Annotated in this window: 17 protein-coding genes and 2 pseudogenes; 2 read left to right on the top strand and 17 right to left on the bottom strand. The window is 63.7% G+C overall.

Features of this window, described 5'->3' with window-relative positions:
* Positions 1-318 precede the first annotated feature (318 nt).
* The 5 genes and pseudogenes from OE647_RS20260 to OE647_RS19370 all read right to left on the bottom strand — a co-directional run.
* Positions 319-414, bottom strand: a pseudogene (locus tag OE647_RS20260) (IS481 family transposase); the annotation flags it as partial.
* 57 nt (positions 415-471) lie between these two features.
* Positions 472-1,305 carry a beta-keto acid cleavage family enzyme gene (locus OE647_RS19385; RefSeq protein ID WP_263723429.1) on the bottom strand — a complete coding sequence of 278 codons (834 nt, stop codon included), beginning with the start codon at positions 1,303-1,305 and terminating at the stop codon, positions 472-474.
* 59 nt (positions 1,306-1,364) lie between these two features.
* The gene (locus OE647_RS19380; protein WP_263723428.1) at positions 1,365-1,508 is read right to left on the bottom strand and encodes a DUF1289 domain-containing protein; all 144 of its coding nucleotides are present in this window, start codon (positions 1,506-1,508) and stop codon (positions 1,365-1,367) included.
* Between the two features lie 30 nt (positions 1,509-1,538).
* Entirely contained in the window at positions 1,539-2,396 is an 858-nt protein-coding gene (locus OE647_RS19375) for an alpha/beta fold hydrolase (protein WP_263723427.1), read from the bottom strand.
* Positions 2,393-2,773 carry a hypothetical protein gene (locus tag OE647_RS19370; RefSeq protein WP_263723426.1) on the bottom strand — a complete coding sequence of 127 codons (381 nt, stop codon included), beginning with the start codon at positions 2,771-2,773 and terminating at the stop codon, positions 2,393-2,395. Before OE647_RS19370 ends, OE647_RS19375 begins: the two co-directional genes overlap by 4 nt.
* A gap of 285 nt (positions 2,774-3,058) precedes the next feature.
* On the opposite strand from OE647_RS19370, the gene OE647_RS19365 reads away from it, so the two are divergent.
* Together OE647_RS19365 and OE647_RS19360 are read left to right on the top strand one after the other, a co-directional pair.
* Positions 3,059-3,934 (top strand): dioxygenase family protein, encoded by an 876-nt coding sequence (locus OE647_RS19365; protein WP_263723425.1) that lies wholly within the window; start codon positions 3,059-3,061, stop codon positions 3,932-3,934.
* Positions 3,935-4,030: 96 nt separating this feature from the next.
* The gene (locus tag OE647_RS19360) at positions 4,031-4,930 is read left to right on the top strand and encodes a LysR family transcriptional regulator (RefSeq protein WP_263723424.1); all 900 of its coding nucleotides are present in this window, start codon (positions 4,031-4,033) and stop codon (positions 4,928-4,930) included.
* Positions 4,931-4,932: 2 nt separating this feature from the next.
* Here OE647_RS19360 and OE647_RS19355 read toward each other — a convergent pair whose 3' ends face one another.
* The 12 genes and pseudogenes from OE647_RS19355 to OE647_RS19300 all read right to left on the bottom strand — a co-directional run.
* Positions 4,933-5,409 carry a type II 3-dehydroquinate dehydratase gene (locus tag OE647_RS19355; protein ID WP_263723423.1) on the bottom strand — a complete coding sequence of 159 codons (477 nt, stop codon included), beginning with the start codon at positions 5,407-5,409 and terminating at the stop codon, positions 4,933-4,935.
* A 20-nt stretch (positions 5,410-5,429) separates the two neighbouring features.
* Positions 5,430-6,128 (bottom strand): ABC transporter ATP-binding protein, encoded by a 699-nt coding sequence (locus tag OE647_RS19350; RefSeq protein ID WP_263723422.1) that lies wholly within the window; start codon positions 6,126-6,128, stop codon positions 5,430-5,432.
* Positions 6,121-6,864, bottom strand: a complete 744-nt coding sequence (locus tag OE647_RS19345) for an ABC transporter ATP-binding protein (RefSeq protein WP_263723420.1) — start codon at positions 6,862-6,864, stop codon at positions 6,121-6,123. Before OE647_RS19345 ends, OE647_RS19350 begins: the two co-directional genes overlap by 8 nt.
* The gene (locus OE647_RS19340; protein ID WP_263723419.1) at positions 6,857-7,861 is read right to left on the bottom strand and encodes a branched-chain amino acid ABC transporter permease; all 1,005 of its coding nucleotides are present in this window, start codon (positions 7,859-7,861) and stop codon (positions 6,857-6,859) included. The genes OE647_RS19345 and OE647_RS19340 overlap by 8 nt, the downstream gene beginning before the upstream one ends.
* A gap of 4 nt (positions 7,862-7,865) precedes the next feature.
* Positions 7,866-8,735 carry a branched-chain amino acid ABC transporter permease gene (locus tag OE647_RS19335; protein WP_263723418.1) on the bottom strand — a complete coding sequence of 290 codons (870 nt, stop codon included), beginning with the start codon at positions 8,733-8,735 and terminating at the stop codon, positions 7,866-7,868.
* 58 nt (positions 8,736-8,793) lie between these two features.
* A complete protein-coding gene (locus tag OE647_RS19330; RefSeq protein ID WP_263723417.1) occupies positions 8,794-9,966 on the bottom strand; it encodes an ABC transporter substrate-binding protein in 1,173 nt (390 codons plus the stop codon).
* A gap of 41 nt (positions 9,967-10,007) precedes the next feature.
* Positions 10,008-10,787, bottom strand: a complete 780-nt coding sequence (gene benD / locus OE647_RS19325) for a benzoate diol dehydrogenase BenD (protein WP_263723416.1) — start codon at positions 10,785-10,787, stop codon at positions 10,008-10,010.
* A complete protein-coding gene (gene benC / locus OE647_RS19320) occupies positions 10,784-11,803 on the bottom strand; it encodes a benzoate 1,2-dioxygenase electron transfer component BenC (RefSeq protein WP_263723415.1) in 1,020 nt (339 codons plus the stop codon). Before benC ends, benD begins: the two co-directional genes overlap by 4 nt.
* Positions 11,804-11,876: 73 nt before the next feature.
* A complete protein-coding gene (benB, locus tag OE647_RS19315) occupies positions 11,877-12,404 on the bottom strand; it encodes a benzoate 1,2-dioxygenase small subunit (RefSeq protein ID WP_263723414.1) in 528 nt (175 codons plus the stop codon).
* 12 nt (positions 12,405-12,416) lie between these two features.
* Positions 12,417-13,805 carry a benzoate 1,2-dioxygenase large subunit gene (gene benA, locus OE647_RS19310; protein ID WP_263723413.1) on the bottom strand — a complete coding sequence of 463 codons (1,389 nt, stop codon included), beginning with the start codon at positions 13,803-13,805 and terminating at the stop codon, positions 12,417-12,419.
* A gap of 70 nt (positions 13,806-13,875) precedes the next feature.
* Positions 13,876-15,024 (bottom strand): muconate/chloromuconate family cycloisomerase, encoded by a 1,149-nt coding sequence (locus OE647_RS19305; RefSeq protein WP_318527974.1) that lies wholly within the window; start codon positions 15,022-15,024, stop codon positions 13,876-13,878.
* Positions 15,025-15,234: 210 nt separating this feature from the next.
* Positions 15,235-15,352, bottom strand: a pseudogene (locus OE647_RS19300) (ornithine cyclodeaminase family protein); the annotation flags it as partial.

Below are 15,352 nucleotides of genomic sequence, written 5' to 3'. Positions count from 1 at the left end.
CGCCTGCCTCATGCTCGGCCAGAATGCCGATGATCTGCTCGTCGCTGTATCTCGTTCGCTTCATCGTCCGTCCCTTCGTTGGGTCGGACTCTAATCGCAGGTGGAGGAAAAATCCCGTGGCAGGTCAAACACGATGGCGAAATCATCCACCTACCGAGGCCATTACATCGGCATCAATCGCGACGGTGAGGTGCGGCGTGTCTACGAATACTTCGACAAAGCGAGCGTGGACTTGTCGATGATGACAAGTGATGGGGTATCCATCCCGCACTCAGTCATAAAAGGACGTCAAGCTCGGTCAGAGGTAGTAACCGTCTGTTCCCGGCTCAGCGCTGCGGTCGAAGCCTGCGATCGCTGTATTGCAGCTCTAATGGCGTGCGTGGTCGTGGCGCTGCGGTGACGTAGCTTTCCCATAATGCTTCCTTCCATTCCCGCCAATGGATCGCACCATCAAACCATGGGATCAAACACCTAGGTCAGGCGCAGGCCGAGAATGCGGCGCGCCTCTTGCCAACTGGCCACCGGGCGATTGTTCCTGTCGCAAATCTCCACGGCCCGGCGCACCAGTGCGGCGTTGCTGGGGGCGAGCGTGTCGCGGTCAAGGCGGACATTGTCCTCCAACCCAGTGCGGGCATGACCGCCCGCGGCGATGGCCCATTCGTTCAGCGTCAGTTGATTGGAGCCGATCCCCGCTGCGCACCAGGGCGCATCGGGACCGAACAGGCGGCGCACGGTGTGGATGTAGTAGTCGAACACATCGCGATCGACCGGCATCGCGTTCTTCACGCCCATCACGAACTGGATGTAGGGCGTGCCCGCCAACTGGCCCTTGTCGGCCATGTCCCTGGCTTTCAGGATATGGCTCAGGTCGAAGGCTTCGACTTCCGGCTTGACGTCGTATTTCAGCATCTCGCCGGCCAGCCAATCGACCAGATCGGGCGGGTTCTCGTAGACGCGGGTCGGAAAGTTGTTCGATCCCACCGACAGCGACGCCATGTCCGGCCTCAGCGGCAGCATCCCGCCGCGCGTCTGGCCAGCGCCCGACCGGCCCCCGGTCGAGAACTGGATGATCATGCCGGGGCAGTGTTTCGCGATCCCCTCCTTCAGGGCGGCGAATTTCTCGGGGTCAGACGAGGGCGTCTGGTCATCGTTGCGCACATGGGCATGAACGATGGTGGCCCCGGCCTCGAAAGCCTCCTGGGTCGATTCCACCTGTTCCGAAACGCTGATCGGAACAGCGGGGTTGTTGGCTTTCGTGGGCAGGCTGCCCGTGATCGCCACGCAGATGATGCAGGGGTTGGTCATGATCGAATTCCGTGTTGGACACTCCGGCGTTCGGCCGGAGTGCCGGTGTCTGTGATCTGTCAGGCATGCGCATCCGCGAAGGGCGGCGCCTTGCTCAATTGCTCTACAGCCCGCCGCTCTTCATCGGTGAAGAACATCCAGGCGGCATCCGCCTCCTTGTGCTTCTTGCATCCCGGGCATGGATTGTTGGCATTCTTGCACATGGCTCCTCCTCCGGTGCAGTGGTTGAATGGTCAGGCGGCCTTGGCTGTGGGCCTCGGCATCTTTTCCAGCGCTTCCACGAAGAAGGGACGGAAGCCCTCGGGGTGTTCGCTCATCGGGAAATGGCCAAGCTCGCCCATGACCGCCAGGGTGGCGCCGGGGATGGCCTTTGCCGTGCGCGCCGCGTCTTCGGGCGTGCAGGTCAGGTCATAGGCGCCGACGATGATGTGCACCGGCGTCCGCCGCGTATCGATCGTGGGAAGGCGCGGGATCAGGCTGTCATCCCTGGTGTAAAAGCTCAGATCGCCGCGGAAGACGCCCGGGCCGCTCTGCATGAACATCCAGAGCGTATTCCAGCGCTCGGTCTTGGGCGCGTAGGGCGAGATATTGGCCGAGACCAGGGCCGCACCCATTTCGCCACCATGGGCGTCGGGACGGTGGAACCAGTCGATGTCGTACCAGGCCGGTTGGAAATCCGAGGCCTCGATGGCGATGAACCCGCTGAACTTGTCGGCATGCAGCGCCGCCAGTTGCAGCGCGATGCGCCCCCCCATGGAACATCCGGCCAGCACCGGCCGGTCAAGGCCAAGCCCGTCGATCACCGCCAGCACCGTCTCGATGTAGGCCTCGGTGGTCAGCAGGTATTCCTGGGTCTCGAAGCCCTCGGGCGGCAGCGATTTCCCGTGCCACGGCATGTCGAACGCGATCAGGCGGTTCGATGCGGTGATCCCGGCATCGTTCATCAGGTGACGCCACTGGCGGGTATCGGCGCCGGCGGTGTGCAGGCAAAGGACGGGGCGCCCCTGCCCTGCCTCTTCGAAATAGATGCGCCGCGGTGCGCCGTCGATCGTGACAGTGACATAGCGGCCGGTGATGGGTTCGATGGTCATGCTACAAGCTCCTCTTTCGCGCGGGCAAGGGTCAACACTTCCTTGAAGAAGCGCAGGTTCTTGACCAGGCTCAGGATGTCTCCGTCGATCCGTCCGCGTCCGATCTTCACCAGCCCGAAAATGTCGTGAAAGCCCGGTTCGGGACGCGCCTGCCAGAACTTGTTGAGCGAGTCGGCGTCCGTGCGCAGGGCAAAGCGCCAGGGGGTCTTGCGGCTGGGCCCTTCGACGACCGAGACAAGGTGCCCCTTTTCGAAGGAAAGGTAGAATTCGTTGCCATCGATCTCGATCAGAACGGTTTCGGAAAACAGCCGGCCAAGGCGCAGCAAGTGCGGCATCGCCTCAAGGCTTGACTGGATATGTTTGAAGGTTTCGATCACCTCTGCCTCCCTGCGTTCAAAATGGCTCGGTCTTGGTGCCATGGGCGCGGGTCTTGGTGCCATGCCGGGCAGGGTATGGGGCGATACTCTGACCAGTTGCTCTTCGAAGCGACGGATCGAAACTCGTGAATCCCCCAGATCAATAAGGCCCGCGCCAGCGCAAGTATCACCCGATACCGCAACGGGCATTGGGCGAGGGCAAGGATTCGGCGACACCTATCACACGACGAGGGGCGGCAAGGCTTCTCGTGACCGGATACCAGATTGCCAGGAGGAGGATTACCCATGGGCATCGTCAACCAAGACAACATCACCGACGTCGTGACCGCGAGCCTCGGCAAGCATGGCGACATCACCGACCGCCAGCGCGAGATCATGACCTCGCTGATCAAGCACATGCACGGCTTCATCAAGGACGTGAAGTTGCAGCACTCCGAATTCCTCGCCGCCTGCGATTACCTTGCGCGCGCCGGCAAGCTCTGCAACGAGAACCGCCAGGAGTTCATCCTGCTGTCCGACATCATCGGCATCGAGGTGCTGGTCGACATGATGACCAATCCGGTCGAAGGTTCGGCAAGCGAGTCGACGGTGCTCGGGCCGTTCTACCGCGAGAACCCGCCGGTCCTGCCGAAAGGCGGTTCGACCATCCAGAAGCACTACGACAACGAGGAAACCGCCTATTACGAGGGCTATATCAAGGACGAGAACGGCCGCGGCATTCCTGGCGTAACGCTCGACGTCTGGGAAGATGCCCCCAACGGGATCTACGAGAACCTCGACCCCGACCAGCCGGAATACAACCTGCGCGGCCGCTTCGAGACCGACGAGAACGGGCACTATGCCTTCGTCGCGGTGCGCCCCGTGCCCTACCCGATCCCCGAGGACGAGACCGCCGGCGAGTTGCTGCGCTACATGGGCCACCACCCGAACCGCCCCGGCCACATGCACTTCATCATCTCGAAGGACGGCTACCGCCCGCTGATCAGCCAGATTTACGACGCGGACAGCAAGTGGCTCGAAGACGACAGCGTCTTCGCCGTCAAGGAAAGCCTGATCGGCAAATTCAAGCCCGCACCGAAGGAGCTGGGCACCGACCTGCACTTCGAATTCGACTTCGTGCTCAAATCCGAGGCTGGCGCAAACGCTCTTGCCGCCGAGTGATCCCCAATACCTCCCTGAGACTTGGCCCCCGTATCCACGGGGGCCTTTTTTCACTTTGCGCAATCGCATAACGTAAAGTCACTGGGGGAGGCATGAATGAACTTCAAGCAGCTGACCTACTTCATCGCGGTCGCCGAGGAACTGCATTTCGGGCGTGCCGCGGAACGGCTGGACATGGCCCAGCCCCCACTCAGCCGGCAGATCAAGCAGTTGGAAGATGAGCTTGAAGCGGTTCTTTTCAACAGAGGCCGCAGCGCAATCTCGCTGACGCAGGCCGGCGAGCGCCTGCTCCAACGCGGCAAGGCCATCCTTGCGCAGATGGAAGATACGAAGCTTGAAGTGCGCCGTCTGGGGCAAGGCGCAGAGGGGCGGCTCAGGATCGGTTTCGTCGGCTCCGCGACCTTCGGGATCTTGCCCAACATCATCAAATCCTATCGCGCGAATTACCCAGAGGTGAACATGAGCCTTGTGCCCATGAACAACGCCGAGCTGCACAGAGCCCTCGTCTCGCGCGAACTCGACGTTGCCTTTGCCCGGCCAACGCTGAAGGATCCCGAGTTCCTGTCAAAACACCTGATGGAAGAACGGCTGATCTTGGCCCTGCCGGACATCGTGGATACCGGCACTCGGACCGTCGCGAAACTTGAACGACTGGAAACCCATAACCTGATCTTGTACCCGGAGCGCCCCCGGCCCAGCTACGCCGACATGGTGCTGAGGGCCATCGAGGATGCCGGGTTCACCGCGCCTTTGCGGATCTGGTGTATGGATCTTCAGACAGCGCTCAGCCTGGTCGCCGTCGGGGAAGGTGTTTGCGTCGTTCCGGAATCGGTTGCGAGCGCTCCCCGAAAAGGCATGAAATTCCTCAACATCGAACCCGAGATCGCCCGGACCGAATTGTCCTTGAACTACCGCCTGGACGAGCAAGGCGTGCACGTGAAGAATTTTGTGACCGTGGCGCAGAAAGTCGCGCGAAAGAGCCCGATCAGGAAATGATTTCAGGCGGTTTGGCGCGCGTTCAGAAGTCGGAACATGCCGTCGAGAGCCAGAAAGTAGCTGTCAACGCCCAGGCCCTGGATCACGCCGTCCGCAAGATCGGCGAGCGTCGAGACATTGTGCATCTTGTATTGGTTTCGGATATGAACCTCGATGTAGGGACGGTCGATGCTCATCAGGCAGAACCGCAGGGATGATCCGCCCCCGATGGACCAGGCGGCAGGGTTCATCACGAGGCCGTCCAGTGCGTCCCGTTCCAGCAGCGCATAGATCTGATCGAGGGCCGCACCCTCCGAGTTTGTATAGAAAATCTCCAGATCATATCCGGTCCTTCGGGCATGGGCGCGGCAGATCTCATCCAGTTCAAGAGCCGAGGTCTGGCCGTAGAGTTCGGGCTGACGCTTGCCAAGCCAATTCATGTTCGGCCCCTGCAGAAGCAGGATCCTCGGCCGCCTTCCCGGTGCAAGATCCGCGCGCACGCTGCCCTCGTTCACCCTGATCAGACGCCCAGCCAGGTGTGTTGCGCCGCCTGATCGGCCCGGATCTCTTCCGCGCTGCCCGTCCAGACGACTTGCCCCCTGCCGACGACGACGACATCATCGGCAAGCGAGGTGGCAAAGCCGAAGTTCTGCTCGACGATGATCATCGACAGCCCCTCCGTCTTTAGTTCGTTAAGCTTGTCGTGGATCAGCTTGACGATAATCGGGGCGAGCCCCTCGGTCGGCTCGTCGAGGATCAGCAGCCGCGGGTTCATCAGAAGCGCCCGCGCAATCGCAAGCATCTGCTGTTCGCCGCCTGACAGCTGCGTGCCGCCATTGTCCAGCCGCTCGCCTAGGCGTGGGAAGAGCTCCAGCACCCGGGCCATCGTCCAGCCGGATCCTGCCGCGCCAAAGCGCTTGGCGGCGATCTCCAGGTTTTCGCGCACGGTCAGGGACGGAAAGATGTCTCGCGTCTCGGGCACATAGGCGATGCCGCTCTTGGCGACGTCGAAGGGGCGGCTGGCGATGGGTTTGCCGTCAAAGACGATCTCGCCCGATTTCAGCGGCAAGAGCCCCATGATCGTCTTGAGCGTCGTGGACTTGCCCGCACCATTGCGGCCGAGGATCGCCAGCACTCGACCCTGTTTCGCCTCCAGCGAGAGGCCGTAGAGGACCTGTGTCTCGCCGTAGCCGGACTGAACAGCGCTAAGTTCAAGCATTTTCCCAACTCCCCAGATAGATCTCCTTCAAGAGCGTCGAGCCGCGCGCTTCTTCCGGCAGACCGTCGAACACCACCTCGCCGTAGTTCAGCACGGTGATCGTGTCGGCCACGTCGAAGGCGAGGTCCATGTCATGCTCGATGATCAACATGGTCAGATCGCGCGGCAGGTTGTTCAGAAGGTCGTGGAAGCCCTTGGACATCTCCGGCCCCACCCCGCTGGTGGGTTCGTCCATCAGCAGGACCAGCGGACGGGTAGCCAAGGCGACGCCGACCTCCAGCTGTCGACGGACGCCATAGCTGATCTCCGACACCTTGGCGTGCAGGAAGGGCATCAGGTTGACCTGTTCGGCCACCTCGGCGACGATCTCGCGCACCTCGGATTTGGCAAGGCTGTCAGACCAGAGTTGCGTCGCGTGGCCGGTGTGGACAGCCGCCGCGAGGCCAAGGTTTTCCTCTACCGTCAGGCCGTCGAACAGTGTGTTCTTCTGGTAGCTGCGCGACAGACCCCGGCGCGCGCGCTTTGCCACGGGCAGCGCGGTTACATCTTCCCCCGCGAGATGGACCGAGCCGCTGTCCGGCGTCAGTTCGCCCACCAGTTGGTTGAAGAGCGTGGTCTTGCCCGCGCCATTCGGTCCCAGGATCACGCGGCGCTCACCACGTTCCAGTTTCAGCGACACATTGCGTGTGACGTGGACGGCGCCAAAGCTCTTGTCCAGATTGCGTGTCTCAAGCATCGCGTGCCACCTCCCCGGGCTGCTGCTTGCGCGTGGCGTCCGCCACGCGGCGTTCGATCCGTGCGCCCCAGCGGGCCTCGACCCAACCGAAGATGCCGTTGGCGCGACTGATCACGACGGCGATCAGGATCACACCGACAACGAGGTGCCAGTAGGTCGTCACAGCACTCAGCTCATGTTTCAGCACGACGAAGGCGGCCGCGCCCACCAGCGGGCCGACCAACGTGCCCAGCCCGCCCAGGATCACCACGACCAGGGCCTCGCCTGAGACGGTCCAGCCCAGCAGCCCCGGCGAGATAAACATGACATGCTGCGCGGCCAGCACGCCCGCGAGGCCGGCGATCATGCCCGAGAGGCCGAAGACATCGGCCTTGACCCGCCAGACGGTCAGGCCAAGCGCGCGCATCCGCTGTTCGTTATGCATGACGCCGGACAATGACCGCCCAAGCCCCGACCGCAGGATCAGCACCGCCGCGCCGTAGACCGCGCCCAGCAGGGCAAGGCAGAACAGGGCAAAGGTGCGGCTGTCATTCAGGTCGAGGCCGATCAGGCTCAGGTCCAGCCGCTCGATCCCGCCAAGGCCGTCGTCCCCGCCGAAGACCGGTGCCTCGAACACATAGGAATAGGCCATCTGACCGAAGGCAAGCGTCGCCATGATGAAGTATATGCCATGGCTGCGCGAGCAGACCGCGCCGATGATCCACCCGGCCGCGCCGGTCACGGCGACAGCCCCGGCCATGGCCACGGGCGGCGCGATGCCCGCCTTGGCGGAAAGCAGCGCGTAGGCATAGGCGCCGACGCCCGCAAGGGCGCCGTGACAGAGCGAGACCATGCCACCAAATCCCGCGACGATGTCGAGGGCCAGCACGAGGATGGCCAGAACCAGGATCTCAGTCAGGATCTCAAGCCCGAAATAACCGGCGGTGAGGGCCTGGAACAGAGCGGCACCGGCCAAAAAGATCAGAACGGCATAGCGAAGTGTGTTGTGACGAAACATCGACTTATCCTTTCGCCGGGAATAGGCCCACGGGTTTGATCACGAGGACCGCAGCCAGCAGGGCGTAGATGAGGACGGAGGCGAGCTGCGGCGCCAGCACGGCACCAAAGGTCTGCACGAAGCCATAGATCAGAGACCCGGCAATGGCGCCCTTGAGCGAGCCCAACCCGCCGATCACGATCACGATCAGCGTCGGGATCAGTATCTGAAGCCCCATGTCGGGCGTGACGCTCAAGAGCGGTGCAGCGACCGCGCCCGCCAGTCCCGCCAAGGCACAGCCCACGCAGAAGACGATGAAGAACAGCCGCTCGACGTTGATGCCTAGACAGGCGGCCATGGCGTCATTGTCGACCCCTGCACGGATCATCGCGCCGATCTGGGTGCGGCCGAGAACGAAGGCCAGCGCGCCGAAGATCGCGAGGCCGAGTGCAATGATGAACAGCCGGTACGTCGGATACTCGACGCCGAGGAAACCCAGCCGGCCATCAAGCAGCGCGGGTACCTCGATGGCAAGCGCAAGGTCGCCCCAGAAGATGCGTGTCAGGTCCAGAAGCGCGAAGATCAGGCCGAAGGTGACCAGAACCTGCGCCATCGAACCGGACTTGCGCATCCGCTTGATCAGGCCCGAGTAGAGCAGGATGCCCACCCCCGCGACAGCAACCGGCGCCAGGAAGAACCCCGTCCAGTAGCCGCCCACCGCCGCCAGAGAGGCCGCGAAATAGGCGCCGAGCGCGTAGAGCGAGCCATGCGCGAGGTTCACGAAATGCATCAGCCCGAAGATGACCGTCAGGCCGATGGAAAGCAGAAAGAGAAGCATCGAGAGCTGCAACGCGTTGAGCGCCTGAAGCGTCCAGAAGCCGAGATCATGTGCCATTGCCAGGTCCTCCCTTCGGAATAGGCCCGGCCGCGTGCGACGGTCGGGCCTTGTTGGGTCAGTTGGTGACAGGCGCCATCTGGCAGCCGTTGACCGGATCGGCTTCCGCCGGCAATTGGGCCACGACCTTTTGGGTCAGGCCGTTATCGCCCGCGACGGTTTCGTAGACGTAGATCGGCTGCACCACGTTGTTGGTGGCCGGATCGATCGAGGTCGTGCCGCGGGGGCCGTCGAAGCTGACCTGCCGCAGGGCGCTGGCCAGGGTTTCGCGGTCGGCCGCGCCGGTCTTGGTGGCCTCGATCAGCGCGCGGGCGGCGTCGTAGCCCTGGACGGCAAACTCCGACGGCACGCGGCCGGTCGCCGCTGTAAAGGTCTCGGCGAAGGCCTGGTTCTCGGCGTTGTCGATGGTCGGAACGTAGTGCAGCGCGGTGATCACGCCTTCGGCGGCCGGGCCTTCGGCGTTGACGTAGAGCGGCGAGGTCAGGAAGCCCGAGCCGTAAAGTGGCAGTTCGGCCTTGAGCCCGAAGCTGTCGTACTGCTTGACGAAGGCAATGGCCTCGCCACCGGCGTAGAAGACATAGACCGCGTCGGCGCCGCTTGCCTTGGCCGTCGCGAGGTAGGGGCCAAAGTCCTGCGTCTTCTGGAACGGCGTGAACTCCTGCCCGACGATCTCGCCGCCAGCGGCGGTGAAGCTTGCAGCGAAGGCGTCAATCATTTGGCGACCGGCGGCGTAGTCGGGGGCCAGGGTGAACACCTTCTTGACGCCCTGCTCGGCCATCCATTTGCCCATCGGGCGGTTCACCTGCCCGTTGGAAAACGACATGCGTGTGATGAAGGGCGAGCAGTCGGCACCGGTAGCCTCGTCGTTCCCTGCGTTGGCGACGATCAGCGGAACGCCGGCGCCGTCGATCATGTCGCGCACGGCGCCCAGGACGCCCGACGAGACGATGCCGGCGACCACGTCGACGTTGTCTTGAAGGATCAGCTTCTTGGCCTTGCCAAGCGCGACCGGCGGCTTGACCTCGGTATCCTCGCGGACGATCTCGAAGGTTGCGGAGGTTTCGGCGCCGAACTGCTTGAGCCCCAGTTCAAAGCCTGCGTCGATGTCGTTGCCAAGCGCGGCGTAGACACCCGAATAGGGCAGCAGCAGGCCAACCTTGATGTCCTCGGCCGCGGCCGGCAAAGCGAAGGTGGTGGCGAGCCCGAGGGTCGCCAGGATAGCGCGTTTCATTTTGGATCTCCTCCAGTTGGTTAATGACCCCTCCTCAGGGTCTATCCGAGGTCCCCCCCACCCACCGGAACCGTGAGGCCAGTGATGTAGGAGGCTTCGTCCGACGCCAGGAACAGGATCGGTCCCACCTGCTCGTCGAGCGTTCCGTAGCGTTTCATGAGCGAGGACTGGATCGTCTGATCGACGATGGTCTTGTACCAGTCCTCACGCTGTTCCTGCTGCGCGTTGGGGTTGCGCGGCACGACGCGGGGCGGGGCCTCGGTCCCGCCGGGCGCGGTGGCGACAACGCGGATGCCGCGTTCGGCCACTTCCCAGGCAAGGCTCGCCGTGATCGCGTTCACGCCGCCCTTGGCGGCCGCATAGGGCACACGATTGAGGCCCCGCGTCGCGATGGAAGAGACATTGACGACCACACCGCTTCCCTGGGGCAGCATGTGTTCGATGGCCGCCCGGCAGCAATAGAGCGTCGGGAAAAGGGACCGCCGCACCTCGGCGTCGATCTGCTGCGGCTCGTAGTACTCGTAGGGCTTGGCCCAGATCGTGCCACCGACATTGTTGACCAGGATGTCGATCCGGCCCCAGAGGTCCACGGCCTTCTGGATGGCCTTCTCGCAACCGGTCCAGGCCTCAAGGTTGACCGAGATCGCCTGCGCCACCCCACCCGCCGCGCGGATCGCCTTGACGACATCCGAGCGCGCCGGAGAGCGGTCGACGATCAGCACGCGGGCCCCCTCGGCGGCCGCGCGTTCGGCGACGCGGCGGCCGATGCCCTGGGCCGCGCCGGTCACGACCATGACCTTGTTTTCGAAGCGGCGGCTCATGCTGCCGCCTTCTCTTCGGTCGGGTTGAACTTCTCGTAGTAGAAGTTCGCGGGCTCCGTGCCCAACTTACCGAAATGCGCGCGAACGGCGTCGACCATCGGAGGCGGGCCGCAGAGATAGACGTCGCAGGCGCCGTCCACCAGATCCTCGGCGGTCAGGTGATCGGTAACGAAGCCCTTGCGCGCGTGATCTTCTTCCGCGGCCGCCAGGATTGTGATGACCGTGACGTTGCCGATCTTTTCGGCAAGGCGCTGCACGCGCTCCAGTTCCACCAGATCCGCGGCGCGGGTCACGGCGTAGAAGAGCGTGATCGGGTACTCGCTGCCGGTCTCTGCGACCTGCTCCAGCATCGACAGGAAGGGCGCCAGGCCCGTACCACCTGCCAGCCACAGCTGCGCGCGCTCGATCGGGCGCAGGTAGAAGGCGCCCATCGGGCCGGTCAGCGTGACCGCGTCGCCGGGTTGAGCCCGGTTATCAAGGTAGCTGCTCATCACGCCGCCGGGCAGGTTTCGGATGAGAAACGTCGCCTCCTCCGCGCCCGGCGCGGAAGAGAAAGAGTAGGAACGATGCGTGCCGGTGCCCGGGACGGTGACATTCACATACTGGCCGGGCAGGAAGTTGATGGGCTTTGCCGGCTTGATGCGCAGACCGAACGACGTTTCCGACAGCTGGTCCACGCCAAGCACTTCGCCTTCGACGGCTTCGGGCGCGGTCTTGCAGACGGCGGACGAGGCCGGAACGCGCAGCACGCAGTCGCTTTCGGGGACCATTTGGCAGGTGAGGACGTAGCCCTGTTCGGCCTCCTCGTCCGACATGGACTCGTCCATGTAGAATTCCAGCTCGTACTCGCCCTTTTCGGCGAAGCACTTGCAGGTGCCGCAGACACCATCGCGGCAGTCCATCGGCAGGTTGATCTTCTGGCGGAAGGCGGCGTCGGTCACCTTCTCGTCGTCGTCGCACTGGATGACGCGGGTCACGCCATCTTCGAAGTTCAAGGCGATGTTGTAGGTCGTCATGGCATGCTCCTCCCTTGGCCGCGCACCGAAGGTTCGGTGCGCGGAGGTTCGTTGGCGGTCCGTCGGGGCGGGGTCAGATGTGGTAGACGTCGATCACGTGGTGGATGTGATCGTTCTTCAGCACCACCTTCTTGTCGGTGATCAGCGGCCTCCCGCCGCTGGTCTCGACGGTGTAGAACGACGTCCCCCAGTGCTGGTCGGTCGCGCCGTAGCGGTAGCTCAGCGTCTGCCAGTTGAAGCGCAGCTTGATCTGCGTGCCTTCGCGGCTCAGGATCTCGATGCCCGACAGGTAGTGATTGGTGCGCGGCTCGGGCAGCGACGTGGCCGAGGAGCGGTCGGTCTTGATGCGGAACACGCGGTCCTCGATCCCCTGCTTGTTGGGGTAGTACATCAGGGACATCTCGTTGGCCGGATCCTCGGTCAGCTTGTCCTCGTCATCCCAGGTCGGCATCCAGAACGGGCAGTCCTTGTGGTAAAAGGTCAGCCAGGTGTCCCAGTCACGGTCATCCAGGGTGCGGACCTCGGCAAAGAGGAAGGCCTGGATTTCCTCGTAGGTCAGCGAGGCGGCGGTGGCGGGGCGGTCAAGCGTTGCGGTGGTCATTGTGGTGTCTCCTCACTCGGCCGCGACCTGGGCGGCCGGGGCGGACTGGCGTTCCTTGGCAATGGCATCGGCCATGCGCTGCGACCAGTTGGTATGCTGGATGACGAAAAGGCCTTCGTCCTCGGTGCGGGCGCCGGAAAGGACCGGGTTGATGCCCAGGGCCGTAGCGTCGGCATCGGGACCTTCGATCCACTGGGTGGCGCCGCGGGTCAGGTCGTTCCACTTGGCATGCGCCGCGCCGGCATAGCCGCGCTGGGTCGCCCGGAATTCCTCGGTGTCATCCGGCGTCGCCATGCCGGAGGCGTTGAAGAAGTCCTCGTACTGGCGGATGCGGCGGGTGCGCACCTCCTGGCTCTCGCCCTTCGGCGCGATGCAGTAGATCGTGACCTCGGTCTTGTCGACGCTGACCGGGCGGAAGACCCGGATCTGGCTCGAGAACTGGTCCATCAGGAAGACGTTGGGATAGAGGCAGAGGTTGCGCAGCACGCCCACCATCCATTCGGCCTTGGTCTTGCCGTACTTCTCCGTCCATTCCGCAAGCCGCGGATAGTTCGGGCGGTTGGTCGGGTCGGCCCACTCGGTCCACAGCAGGATGTGGCCGTTGTCGTAGGCGTGGAAGCCGCCGCGCTGCTTGGCCCATTTGGAGGCGTCGGTCGCCTTGATGTTGTCTTCCTTGCCGTCCTCGGTGCGGTGTGCGGTGGTGGCGACGTAGTTCCAGTGCACGGCCGAGACGTGGTAGCCGTCGGCGCCGTTTTCGGCCTGAAGCTTCCAGTTGCCATCATAGATGTAGGTGGACGACCCGCGCAGCACCTCAAGCCCCTCGTCTGCCTGGTCGACGATCATGTCGATCATCTTGCGCGCCTCGCCCAGATATTCCTCCAGCGGCTTCACATCGGCATTGAGCGAGCCGAAGAGGAACCCGCGGTAGTTCTCGAACCGCGCGACCTTGGTCAGGTCATGGCTGCCGTCCTGGTTGAACTGCTCGGGATAGCCCGCGCCCTTGGGATCCTTGACCTTCAAGAGCTTGCCGGTGTTCGAGAAGGTCCAGCCATGGAACGGGCAGGTAAAGGTCTTCTGGTTGCGGCGCTTGAAGCGGCAAAGCTGCGCGCCCCGGTGCGAACAGGCGTTGACCAGCGCGTGCAGGTCGCCGTCCTTGTCGCGGGTGATGACGACGGGCGTGCGGCCCATGGTCAGCGTGAAGTAATCGCCCGGGTTCGGGATCTGGCTTTCATGCGCCATGTAGATCCAGTTGCCCTCGAAGATGTGCTTGATCTCAAGTTCAAACAGCTCTTCGTCGGTGAAGATGTCGCGGCGGCAGCGGAAGATGCCGTTCTCCGGGTCGTCCTGAATCGCGCCATCAATGCGCGCTTCGAATGCATCGAGATTGGATTGTGTGAACATTGGGGTCCTCCTCCTGGCTGCCGTGTCGCGCCGTGCGGCGCGTCGGCTGGGTTTGCTGCGATGCCGCCGGTTACTTGCCGGCGACGGCTTTCATGGTCCGACCGCGATCGCGGCGGTAGAAATCGGTCTTGTCGGGATCGAGCGTTGCCCCAATGCCCGGGCCACGCGGGATTTCGACGCAGAAGTCGCGGTAGACGACGGGGTTTGCGAGAATGTCGTCGGTCAGCAGCAGCGGTCCGAAGAACTCAGTGCCCCAGCGCAGCGTCTCCACGGTCGCGAAGAGTTGCAGCGCGGCGGCGGTGCCGAGCCCGGTTTCCAGCATCGTGCCGCCGTAGAGGCCAAGCCCGGCGGCTTGCCCGATGGCGATCACCTCGGAGGCGCGCTTGAGGCCGCCCGACTGCGCGACCTTGACGGCAAAGACGTCGGCGGCCTTTGCTGCGGCGACCTCAAGCGCGTCCTCAGGACCGTTCAGCGCCTCGTCCGCCATGACGGCGATCTCATAGCCGCTGGCCAATTCGGCCATCGCCTTGCGATAGCGGGCGGGGAGCGGCTGCTCGACCAGTTCGCAGCCGGCCTCTTGCAGGCCCTTCAGGCCCCAGCGCGCCTCCTGCAAGGACCAGGCGGTGTTGATATCGACGCGCACGCTGGCGGCGTCACCGACGGCTTGCTTGATCCTCGCCACATGGGCCACGTCGTCGCGCACCGACCGCTTGCCGATCTTCAGCTTGAAGATGTTGTGGCGGCGGATCTCGATCATCTCCAGCGCCTCGGCGATGTCGGTTTCCGAATTGCCCGAGGCCAGGGTCCAGGCGACGGGAAGCTTGTCATGCACGGCGCCGCCGAAAAGCTGGGACAACGGGACATTCACGCGTTTGCCTAGCCCGTCCCAAAGCGCGCCCTCGACCGCCGCCTTGGCGATGCGGTTGCCTTTCACCAGCCGGTCAATCAACTGGATGGCACCGTTCACATCGTTGCCGTCCCTTCCGGTCAGCGCCGGCGCCATGTAGGTTTCGATCGCGGACTGGATGCTTTCGGGGCTTTCGGCCCCGTAGCTGAGCCCGCCAATCGTGGTGCCCTCGCCAATGCCTTCGGATCCGTCAGAGAACTTGACCTTGACCAGGACAGCGGTCTGCGTCCGCATCGTGGCCATCGACAGCACGTGACCGCGAATGGTCGGGATGTCGAGGATCATCGTCTCGATCTGGTCAATCTTGGTCACGGGTCTCACCACATCTTCAGGTTTTGTCTTGATGCAGATTGCCCGCGCGGCCCGGATTCTGTCGATGATTGGGCGGGTCTCGGGTGATACCCTGGCGAGACATCGCGGCGGGAATAAAAGGTTACCGTCCGCCACGAACGACCACAGGCGCCGCCTGAGGCGACGCCTGTGACTCACAGGTCATACACTTCGCGCCCGCGCTGGCGGCGCTCAGACCTCGACGGCGATTGCCAGCCCGAATTCCTCGGCCCGCCGGACGGCCGCGCCCGCCACGGCGAGGTCCTGGAGCCCGACGCCTGTGCCGTCGAAGAGGGTGATCTGCGCCTCC

This window comes from Albidovulum sediminicola (assembly GCF_025751575.1).
Classification (GTDB): Bacteria; Pseudomonadota; Alphaproteobacteria; order Rhodobacterales; family Rhodobacteraceae; genus Albidovulum; species Albidovulum sediminicola.
Note: the sequence above shows the minus strand (reverse complement) of the source record. Positions and strands in the feature narration are given on the sequence as shown.

Bases quoted from the DNA above. Each gene is read 5' to 3' on its own strand.
- OE647_RS19340 (WP_263723419.1), bottom strand. From the start codon at position 7,861: ATGTTTCGTCACAACACACTTCGCTATGCCGTTCTGATCTTTTTGGCC.
- benA (WP_263723413.1), bottom strand. From the start codon at position 13,805: ATGTTCACACAATCCAATCTCGATGCATTCGAAGCGCGCATTGATGGC.
- benC (WP_263723415.1), bottom strand. From the start codon at position 11,803: ATGACGACCTACAACATCGCCTTGAACTTCGAAGATGGCGTGACCCGC.
- OE647_RS19335 (WP_263723418.1), bottom strand. From the start codon at position 8,735: ATGGCACATGATCTCGGCTTCTGGACGCTTCAGGCGCTCAACGCGTTG.
- OE647_RS19360 (WP_263723424.1), top strand. From the start codon at position 4,031: ATGAACTTCAAGCAGCTGACCTACTTCATCGCGGTCGCCGAGGAACTG.
- OE647_RS19345 (WP_263723420.1), bottom strand. From the start codon at position 6,864: ATGCTTGAGACACGCAATCTGGACAAGAGCTTTGGCGCCGTCCACGTC.
- OE647_RS19365 (WP_263723425.1), top strand. From the start codon at position 3,059: ATGGGCATCGTCAACCAAGACAACATCACCGACGTCGTGACCGCGAGC.
- OE647_RS19330 (WP_263723417.1), bottom strand. From the start codon at position 9,966: ATGAAACGCGCTATCCTGGCGACCCTCGGGCTCGCCACCACCTTCGCT.
- OE647_RS19375 (WP_263723427.1), bottom strand. From the start codon at position 2,396: ATGACCATCGAACCCATCACCGGCCGCTATGTCACTGTCACGATCGAC.
- benD (WP_263723416.1), bottom strand. From the start codon at position 10,787: ATGAGCCGCCGCTTCGAAAACAAGGTCATGGTCGTGACCGGCGCGGCC.
- benB (WP_263723414.1), bottom strand. From the start codon at position 12,404: ATGACCACCGCAACGCTTGACCGCCCCGCCACCGCCGCCTCGCTGACC.
- OE647_RS19380 (WP_263723428.1), bottom strand. From the start codon at position 1,508: ATGTGCAAGAATGCCAACAATCCATGCCCGGGATGCAAGAAGCACAAG.
- OE647_RS19385 (WP_263723429.1), bottom strand. From the start codon at position 1,305: ATGACCAACCCCTGCATCATCTGCGTGGCGATCACGGGCAGCCTGCCC.
- OE647_RS19350 (WP_263723422.1), bottom strand. From the start codon at position 6,128: ATGCTTGAACTTAGCGCTGTTCAGTCCGGCTACGGCGAGACACAGGTC.